Annotated in this window: 8 protein-coding genes and 1 pseudogene; 7 read left to right on the plus strand and 2 right to left on the minus strand. The window is 61.3% G+C overall.

What is annotated here, in order from left to right:
- The first annotated feature begins 2 nt into the window (after positions 1–2).
- Entirely contained in the window at positions 3–695 is a 693-nt protein-coding gene (locus V3C85_RS08055) for an ABC transporter ATP-binding protein (protein WP_165053962.1), read from the plus strand.
- A gap of 619 nt (positions 696–1,314) precedes the next feature.
- On the opposite strand, the gene V3C85_RS08060 is transcribed toward V3C85_RS08055, so the two are convergent.
- Positions 1,315–4,134: a TrlF family AAA-like ATPase gene (locus V3C85_RS08060; protein ID WP_331794564.1), complete on the minus strand. Its 2,820-nt coding sequence runs from the start codon at positions 4,132–4,134 to the stop codon at positions 1,315–1,317.
- A gap of 343 nt (positions 4,135–4,477) precedes the next feature.
- Here V3C85_RS08060 and V3C85_RS08065 point away from each other — a divergent pair, with 343 nt between their 5' ends.
- The gene (locus V3C85_RS08065; protein WP_331794565.1) at positions 4,478–5,749 is read left to right on the plus strand and encodes a tyrosine-type recombinase/integrase; all 1,272 of its coding nucleotides are present in this window, start codon (positions 4,478–4,480) and stop codon (positions 5,747–5,749) included.
- Positions 5,750–5,752: 3 nt separating this feature from the next.
- On the opposite strand, the gene V3C85_RS08070 is transcribed toward V3C85_RS08065, so the two are convergent.
- A complete protein-coding gene (locus V3C85_RS08070) occupies positions 5,753–6,355 on the minus strand; it encodes a hypothetical protein (protein WP_331794566.1) in 603 nt (200 codons plus the stop codon).
- Between the two features lie 625 nt (positions 6,356–6,980).
- Here V3C85_RS08070 and V3C85_RS08075 point away from each other — a divergent pair.
- The 5 genes and pseudogenes from V3C85_RS08075 to V3C85_RS19445 form a co-directional block, all read left to right on the plus strand.
- Positions 6,981–7,229: a helix-turn-helix transcriptional regulator gene (locus V3C85_RS08075; protein WP_074556286.1), complete on the plus strand. Its 249-nt coding sequence runs from the start codon at positions 6,981–6,983 to the stop codon at positions 7,227–7,229.
- A complete protein-coding gene (locus V3C85_RS08080) occupies positions 7,226–7,465 on the plus strand; it encodes a hypothetical protein (protein ID WP_331794567.1) in 240 nt (79 codons plus the stop codon). The genes V3C85_RS08075 and V3C85_RS08080 overlap by 4 nt, the downstream gene beginning before the upstream one ends.
- Positions 7,462–7,857: a VRR-NUC domain-containing protein gene (locus tag V3C85_RS08085; protein WP_331794568.1), complete on the plus strand. Its 396-nt coding sequence runs from the start codon at positions 7,462–7,464 to the stop codon at positions 7,855–7,857. Before V3C85_RS08080 ends, V3C85_RS08085 begins: the two co-directional genes overlap by 4 nt.
- Entirely contained in the window at positions 7,854–8,861 is a 1,008-nt protein-coding gene (locus V3C85_RS08090) for a helix-turn-helix domain-containing protein (RefSeq protein ID WP_331794569.1), read from the plus strand. Before V3C85_RS08085 ends, V3C85_RS08090 begins: the two co-directional genes overlap by 4 nt.
- 71 nt (positions 8,862–8,932) lie before the next feature.
- Positions 8,933–9,349: pseudogene (locus V3C85_RS19445) on the plus strand (DNA cytosine methyltransferase); the annotation flags it as partial.
- Positions 9,350–9,353: the final 4 nt, after the last annotated feature.

The raw sequence follows: 9,353 nt of genomic DNA on the forward strand, positions 1-9,353 counted from the left end.
CAATGGCCATCGGTGATATTCTGGTCGATGTGCAAGCCGTGGCCAAGCACTATGGCGAAGGCGAGACCCGCGTCGATGCCCTCCGCCAAGTTGACCTGCAGGTGCGTGCAGGTGAGGTGATCGCACTCCTGGGGCCGTCAGGGTCTGGCAAGACGACGCTTCTGAACATCATCGGCTGCATCCTTGACCCATCCTCGGGTCGGGTGGTGCTGGATGGTGATCCGGTCTTTGACGGCAAATGGCTGCGCAGCGATCTGCGTCGTCTGCGGCTGGACAAGATTGGCTTCATCTTTCAGGCGCACAACCTGCTGCCCTTCCTGACGGCGGCAGAAAATGTATCCCTCGTCCTCGACCTTGCCGGTTGGGCGCCCGAAAAGGGAAAGGAGCGGGCAAAAGAGCTTCTCGATTATCTCGAGGTCGGCCACCGCGCCCCGGTTAAGCCCGCGCTGTTATCAGGGGGCGAGGCGCAACGCGTGGCTATCGCACGCGCGCTGGCCAACCGCCCGCGGATCATCCTTGCGGACGAGCCGACCGCGGCATTGGACAGCAAACGCGCACAACTGGTCATGGACCTGCTGCGAAAGCTTGCCGCCGAGCAGGAAGCCTGCATCCTGACAGTGACCCATGACGAGAAAATCTTCGACCGTTTCGACCGGTTGATCCACCTGCGCGACGGGCGGTTGACCGATGACTAGCTCCGCCAAGCCTGCAACCTCGCCTGCATCGCGCGAAGCCGTCGCGTTATCTCGTATCCAGCGCCACGCTTGGGGCCATCAATTCTGCGGTTTCGTCCTACGGCCAATCAGCATGCGAAGTGCCGATCAGTCGAGCGTCCCTTGGCAATCGTCATACGCCAGAGCTAGAATTGACCATAGCGTGGCGCAGCCACAGCTTTACTCCGCCGCCACAAAACGCAAAAAGTCCCCGCTTTTCAGGGGGGGCTCGTCAAACGTTGAGGTGGCGTTGAGGTAAAACGCTGGTGTCTATACACAAGTGTTTTTGTCGGATTTCAAGTCTTTGTTATCCAAAGGTTTTTTGGTTGCGGGGGCAGGATTTGAACCTGCGGCCTTCAGGTTATGAGCCGAACCTATTGATTTTTAAGCCTCCCTTTATTTCAGATACTTAGCGGGCAAGCCTTTGGAATAGCTGATTCTTTTGCGAACTCTCAACGTTTCTCGCCGGATTTGGGCGGATCGACGTGCGCTTAGGAACGCATTCGCGGGTTGACCAGACGTTGACAAGCGCACGAACAGACCAACGACGATCATAATCGACACCGGAAAAGGAAATGCAGAGAATACACGAGATGTTCCATCAGAAGCCGTACTTCTCTCTTCGAAGGTTAAATGCGGCCTCGCCGCCTTCCATAATTCGCTTGATGGCTTCTCGAACATTTGGAATGTCGATAGCACCCTCACCCGCAATCTTGCCGCCGGATTGATCTCCCGCCTTTCGATACTCGCACCATGCTACCAACTCGGCGTCACCGTTGACTACCAAGTTCGCATTGTGGCTCACGAAAATGATCTGACGACGCTTCTTTGCCGCCCATATCTGTTCGACTATTTCTTGCATAACAGGATTGTCCAAGTCTTCTTCTGGCTGGTCAATCAGCAGAGGAGGGCCTGCCTGGTTCAGTAGGGTCCGAAGAAGTGCTGTTGCTTGTTGGCCGGAAGAAGCGTTCGAAAAATGAATGTATTCCCCTTCCCGCGAGCGATATTCAAAATGCGGCTCACTCGCGATCTCTGTCAGGGATAGCGCTAACCAATCGCTTGGAGAAAGTTTGCGTGCGAGCTTATCACAGTCACCTTTGGTCGCACCGGCGCCTGTCAGAAAAGGCGTGTCGGGCAGGTGCTCGGCCGAATCCTTTTCTGGGTCGAAGTTCGCAAGAACTTCAAGGTCTTGAAGGGTCCCAAGCCATGTGCGATGGGGATCCTCGGCCTCAAGAATAGCTCCGGCGATCTGCTCTATCCTATCCCTTCGAATTCCCGACCCGCTCAGACGCTCTTTCAGCAGCTCACTGAATGCGTCGGCGTTCGAAAATCGACGAACGGTCGCGCGGATAGCCCCACCGGACCTTTCGGTCAGGGCGTCACATTGTCCCTGGATCAACTCATCACGCTGGCGTCTCTGTTCGAGCAGATTTGCCTGTTCGGTTTGATAGGCTTCACCCGCCTTTTGCAGCGATGTAAGTTCGTCCGACAGCCTAGTGCGCTCCTTTTGAAGCGAAGTGACCTTGGCCTCCAGCGATTTCAACTGCTCCATTCTGTCTATGTGTGCCGACGATCTGTTAAGAGCGTCCGAATAGGCGTTGCGGTAAGCCTCGAGCCGTGTGCGCCACAGAGACCACTTACTGTCTTCGCTCGCTAGCAGGGCTTGATCAATATTGGACTTCGCCAAGCGTAGAGCGTCTGCAATCTTCACGACCAACTCGCCGTATTCGACTGACAAATCCGCAAGCAATGCCTTTTCCGGAAATTGGTCGGGCAGTTCAGAAAGGTCTCCGCGAGTTTCATTGCCGATCAGTTCGAGTAACCGATCGATCTGTCCACCAGCGTCGTGCAGACGCTTCTCGCGGGCATCCACCGCTTGTTCGGCGTAGTCATAGTGGGAACCGAGGTCCAGAAGCGTCCGGTCCTCCTCAGTTAGTCCGCCTAGTGATGCGCGGAGCCTATTCGCCTGTTCCTGGTACGAACGGATCTCCAAGTCCTGGCGGGCCAAGTCCTTTTCTATGGTCTTCTGTCGTTGCCTCGTAGAATAGGTCCGGCGCAACTCCTCTTGCTGCTCGTCCATTTTCCGTTCTAGCTGCCCGAGTTCAGTCCTGATCGGGGCGGTGATGAACCTTGCGAGTTCGTCAAGTCGCACGCTGACATTGCTGAGCTGCTTTTGGCTGTAGGCTTGAACAGGCAGCAACGTGCGAACTTCGTTCTCAGTGCAGGGTCGCAATTCATCATTGTCGACCTTGATCTGAACGGTTCCATCTTTGCTCGCCCTGCGTACCAGATGCGGCACGCCGTTTACCGTGAAGGCGACATCAACTGTTGCGCCGAGAGGCTTGAGTGTTCCCTCGATCAAGCGCGCCCGGCGAGCCTGATAGTCAGGAGTATCATCGTCACTGCCGGCCGGAGGTTGGTCGCACAGCGCCCACCGCAGATACTCAAGGATCGTCGATTTTCCAGTTCCTCGGCCACCGATAAGTGCATTGTACTGTGGATTGAAAGCGAGCTCGACAGGTCCAAGGAATGAACTGTTCTGAACACTAATCGACGATATCACGACCGAAGGTATACTTGGTTCTGTATCGGAAATTCGAGATTCTTGAGCAAGACACGCTTGGCGCAGCGCTTCCGCAGTTGGCGCAGCCCACTTGATCCAAGACGAGTATTTACCTAGGTCAGCGTGATCTTCCCGTCGATTGTCCGATGTTTGTATGCAGGCAATTCTCTTATTGCCCCACGCTTTTTCTTTTCCGGCAATGATGTTGAGTGTACCAGCCTTCAACCCATCTTTGGATCCATCGAGGTAGCCTCCAACAAACGGCATATCTTTATATTTTGGGGCCATGCCGCTTCGAAGCAGTGAAAACTTACCCTCGCCGCTGACATTGGGGAAAATGATATAGCGATCACGTAGCCAAGTGTGCTCGTCCAGCTTAATTTTCAATGCTCTCAGGGAATCGATGTGGTCTAGGCGTTCAGTTTGGATTGTTTTTTCGTCACCCATCGGAGCGGGCGTAATCGCAAGCGCTGTCAAGACGGCGTCGAAACGGTTGTCCTCGAAATCAGCATCCAGGAGCAGGATCGCCTGGCAAGGTACCGCTAGCGTAAGTTCGACTCCTGGAAAGACAACGATGCGGTCTTTGGGTTGCAGGAGATTACCATCTGAATCGGTCTCTTGGTTCGCAGCTTGCCGAATGTACGAAACAAATGCCATATCATGATGGTCCGTTACAGCGATTGCATCCAGACCCTTTTCTCTGCATGCCGCGATCAGATTACTTGCATACTCGATGCGCTCAGCGTCGGTAACGCGTGGAGCTCCTGTCCATTGGCGATCTCTCGGACTATGAACCTGAAAATCACAGCGGAAAAAATGGGCTCCCTTGTCCAAGCCTTTTGTAAGTTCATCGCCCATTGATCGACCTCATTTCGAGTACGCAGATCGGAATTTGTGACATGACAGCAACTCCTTCTGCAATGGCTTTGGTCAACGAGACAGGAGCCCAGATGCATCTTCGTGTGCGCCAGACGTAGCCCAAGGGACGTTCGCGATCAAACCGGCAATAGCCCTGCAACTGACTTTCAGGCCAACCTCACTGCACGCCGGGCCTTTCAGTGTAACTTATTGATTTTTCTATCCGGATCACAGTTCTCCACCCCAATTCCACCTTCCGCCTGTGTTCCGGCCCCCACCTCGTGGTCCGACTTGATAGTGGCGCAGGTCTACGCCTGTGTCGTCGGGCAAGGAGGCGGAATGGATGGTCAAGCGACTGAAACTCAATGAGAAAACTCTGCGCGAAGCGGAGCCGAAGCCCGGCGTCAGCTATCAGATCTTCGACACGGAGGTGATCGGCTTCGCCGCGCGGGTGCAGGCATCGGGCGCGCGCACGTTCACCATCGACTACCGGCATGCCGGGCGGCAGCGGCGGATGACCATCGGGCGCTGGCCGGAGTGGAGTGTCACGGCCGCGCGCGAACGCGCCAAGGAACTGCGGCGCGCCATCGACGAAGGGCAGGACCCTCTGGCGGCGCGCGACGAATGGCGAGGGGCCCCGCGCGTCACGGACATGATCGACCGCTACATCGCCGAGCATCTGCCGAAACTGGCCAAGACGAATGCGGGCGACCAGGTCTCGATGCTGAAAAAGATGGTCGAACCGGCCTGGGGCAACCGGCTGGTGACGGAGATCACCAAGTCCGACGTCGCGAAGTTCCTTGATTTCGTGGCCGAGGGGCGGCCTCGCCCCTGCAAGGCAAAGCCCAACAACCGGGCCCGCAAGTTGCAGGGTCACAAGCCCACCCCGATCCGCGCCAACCGGATGGGCGAGGTGCTGCGCAAGATGTTCACGCTGGCGGTGGAATGGGAATGGCGGACAGACAACCCGGCGCAGGGGTTCCATCGGCGCATCGAACATGCCCGCGAACGGTTCCTGTCGCCCGAGGAACTGACCCGGCTGGCGGGCGTGCTGGATTCCGCCGAGGATCAGCGTGCCGCGGCGATCATCCGCATGTGCATGCTGACCGGCGCCCGGGTGGGCGAGGTTCGGACGGCGCGGTTCGAACAATTCAACCTCGACTATGCCATCTGGTCGAAGCCCGCCTCGACCACAAAGCAGCGCAAGATCCACCGGGTGCCGATTTCGCAGGACGTCGCGGCCATCGTGCGCCTGCGCCAGCAAGCGGTACCGCGCGGGAACCCTTGGCTCTTCCCCGGCGACACTGTCGGCCAGCCGGTGCGGGAAATCCGCCGCTTCTGGGCCAAAGTGCAGAAGGACGCCGGGCTGGCCGACGTCCGCATCCATGACCTTCGCCACACCTTCGCCTCGCTCTTGGTCAGCGGCGGCGCATCGCTGGAAATGATCGGCAAGCTTTTGGGCCATAGCCAGATGCAGACCACCCAGCGCTATGCGCACCTGATGGATTCCCCCCTGCGGGCGGGTGTCGACACGGTGGCCAGCCTCCTGCGCCCGCGGCCGCGCCTTGTGCATGACGCGGCGCAGGATGGGGCCGACCTGCCGAAATCGGCCTGAGCCTCACGCGGCATCCTCGCCGCGCAGCCTGCGCCAGAGCGAGGACAGCCGCTTGCGGATGGTGCTTTCATCCGGCACCTCCCCCGACTTCGAGTTCTGGACGAACCAGTCCTGCACCAGCGTGACCAGAGCGGTCTGGGTCTCGGGCACGCCCTTCTCGAACAGGAACCACGTCAGCCAAGCATACATCGCGTCCCAATCGTAGCGCGGGCTGGCCCCGATGGTGGAGGCCGGGCGCCGCAGCAGATCGCGCTCCTCCTCGAATGCCTGCAGCGTTCCGGAATCCAGCAGCAGATCGGACGACCGGACCAGAACCCCCTCGGCCGGATCGGTGATCGTGAGCCAAGTCTTGCTGCCCAGCGGCATGACCCGCCTGAGACGCGCCTGCTCGTCGCTCGGGCCCATTCGCCGGAACATCCCCATCAGCTCCGCCATCGGCACCTGAACCATCCCGGCCACAGTCTCGTCACCGCAGACGACCGGAGGGATGCCCGCGACGACATGCAGATGCCCTGCCGCCGCCCAGCCCGCCACATCGGCCGGAGGGCAACCCCAACGCACGGCGATTTCGTAGATCGAGAAGAATGCGACAGGCGGCAGAGGCATTGGGAAACTCCTTTCAGACATGCGGCATCCTTCGGCCAAGGCCGTCGGCATGCAGGTTACAAATGACCCGCCGTGCCGAGCACGTGGGCTGACTCAGGGTTCAGAGCACGTCGTCGAGGAAAACCGCCTGTATGCCAGAGGCACACCGTGACCGGCGTGCGCACCCGACTGCGTTCGTCTTTTCGATTCTTATGGACTGCTCAACCATGAATCTACGCATCCAGAAGGCGAGCACGCAACCACAATCCTGCGCTCCGCAGTGCGAACAAAGAAAGAACCTGTGGATATCGTCGAGCGCCTGCGGAACCTGACCGGAACGACCTGTTCTGGCAATTCCGCTCCCCTCGGAACCGGCCAAACCGTCCGAAAGCCGGTCAGATCGCCCGGCCCGGAGGGAGCGGTGACGCACGCGCACAGATCGCCGCCCGGAACCGCCCCGGATGATGGCCGCGGAGGCGGCTGCATCCGGTAGCACCGACCACCCACAAGCCCCAAAACCCCAATAAAAACTGGGGTGGAATTGATCCGCCGCGCTCAGTTCCACCTTCCGCCTGTCTTCCGGTCCTCGCGCTCTGCTTCGCTGACCCTGCCCCTGCCAGAGGGCGCATAGCCAACGGAGCAGCCGATGAAGGACATTCAGACCGATCCCGACGAGGACATCCCGGACCTGCTGGCCGACTGGATCAGCCGGGAGCAGTTGGCCCGGGCGCTGGGCCTGACGGCCGACACGCTGTCCCGGTGGGAAGCCCGCCGCCAGGGGCCGCCATGCACACGCATAGGTCGAAAGACCTTCTATCGCCGCGCCGCCATTCAGGAGTGGATCCGCGCGCAGGAACAGGCCCATCCGGTGCGCAAGACGCGGGGGCGGTCATGACCAACCCGCCGCACAGTTCCGCCTGGCCCTCCGACCGCGTGGCCGAGGCCCGCGCCGTCATCGCCGATGTCGCGCATCACAGCGATCTCTTGATTCGGCTCGCCTGCAACGTGCTTGCCCAGCATGGCGAAACGTCGGCGGAGCGAGCGGAGGCGCAGCGCCTGCTGGTCGTCGTTGATGCACGGCGGCCAGTGCGGCGCGCCCAGTGCGAAGATCAGGGGAGGGCCGCGCGATGAAGCGCCGTGGCACCCCCGAGGCCGATCTTCAGCGCGCCGTTGTCCAGGCGCTGCGCATCGCCCTGCCCCGCAGCGCCATCATCCACCACTGCGCCAACGAAGTCACTGAGGCCGAGCCCCGCGGGGCAAAGCGCCAGGCGATCCTTGTCGGCATGGGCGTCCATGCCGGGTTCGCGGACCTGATGGTCCTGAGCGACGGCCGCGTGCTGTTCCTCGAACTGAAGGCACCGAAGGGGCGGCTGCGGCCGGAGCAGGAGGCATTTCGCGAAGCCGTCCAGGCGCAGGGGTTCGGCTGGGCGCTGGTCCGCAGCCTCGACGACGCGCTGGGCGCGCTGGCCGATCACGGCTTCACCACGCGCATCGCCTCTGCACCGCGGAGGGCCGCGCCATGAGCCATGAGGCCACCAACTGGGCCATCAAGCAGCGCGGGCTGAAGCCGACGACCAAGATCGTGCTCTGGCATCTCTGCGACCGGTTCAACCCAGACTACGGCTGCTTTCCCTCGCAGGACCGGCTGGCGCATGACTGCGAAATCAGCCGGTCCACGCTGAACGATCACCTCGGCCAGTTGGAGGCCGTAGGCCTGCTGCGGCGCGTGCCGCGGCTCGATCCCCTGACCAAGCGCCAGCTGCCCACCCGCTACATCCTGGGGTTCGAGCCGGGCTTCGCACCTGTGGCTGTGGTGCCGTGTCCGGAAATAGGACACGGGGATGACAGAGGCGCGGAAATCCCTGACATGGCCGGGGGTTCGCCTCTGGATGGCACCGCCGACGCCCTGCCGTGTCCGGATTTCGGACACGGGGAGGACGCGGGAGCCGTGTCCGATTTTCCGGCCGAGCCGTGTCCGGAAAATGCCGAAAGCCGTGTCCGGATTTCGGACACTAACCCTGTAAGGGAACCTCTAAGTAAACCAGTAAAGGAGGAGGAGGGCGCACAAGCGCGCGAGGCGATTTCCGATGAGGTTTTCGGCGACCTGCTCAACGCGCTGGGCCTCGATCCCGCCGCCCTGCCCGGCTGGTGGCAAGGCTGGCCGCCTCGGCTGCACGTCCAGCGCTGGCGCGACGAACTGGACCTGACAGAGGCCGAGATCATCGCCGCGGCCGAGGCCAGCCGCCAGGAACATCCGGAACCGCCTGATGGGCCGAAGGCGCTGGACCGCGCCATGCAGCGAGCTGCCCAGCGCAAGGTCGAGGATGCCGGTCGCAAGCGCCGGAAACCCAAGGCGGCCCCTGCCCCGGCTGCGAAACCGATCACCGACCTCCCCGCCTTCTACGCCGATCTGGTCAACTCCGACCGCTACCTGCCGGTCAGCGCGATCAGCAACACGATGCGCGATGCCATGCTCGCCCGCGGGCTGGTGACACCAGAACGCCTGCGCGAGCGCGGGGTGCGGTGAATGGCATGGTGTCACGTCCCCGGCACGGACTCTCCCTCTGCGCAGGCGGCGGAGGCCTTGATCTGGGCCTCATGCTCGCCGAGCCCGGCTATCACACCTGCGCCTTTGTCGAATGGGAGGACTGGCCAAGGGCGGTGCTCATCGCCGCCCAGCGCGCGGGTTACTTCGCCCCAGCCCCGATCTGGACCGACCTGCGCAGCTTCGACCCCCGCCCCCTCCGCGGTGCGTTTGATACCGTTCTCGCCGGATACCCCTGCCAGCCCTTCAGCGCGGCCGGAAAACGCGGCGGCGCCGATGACCCGCGTCACCTCTGGCCCGACGTCGCCCGCGTCGTCCACGAATGCCGCCCGGAATGGGTGTTCCTCGAAAACGTCGCCGGTCACGTCACCCTCGGTCTTGAAACCGTCCTGCGAGAACTTTGGGGATTGGGCTACACGCCTGCGGCGGGCATGTTCTCGGCGGCAGAGGTCGGCGCGCCGCATGAACGGCTGC

This window comes from Pseudotabrizicola sp. L79, from assembly GCF_036553525.1.
GTDB lineage: Bacteria > Pseudomonadota > Alphaproteobacteria > Rhodobacterales > Rhodobacteraceae > Pseudotabrizicola.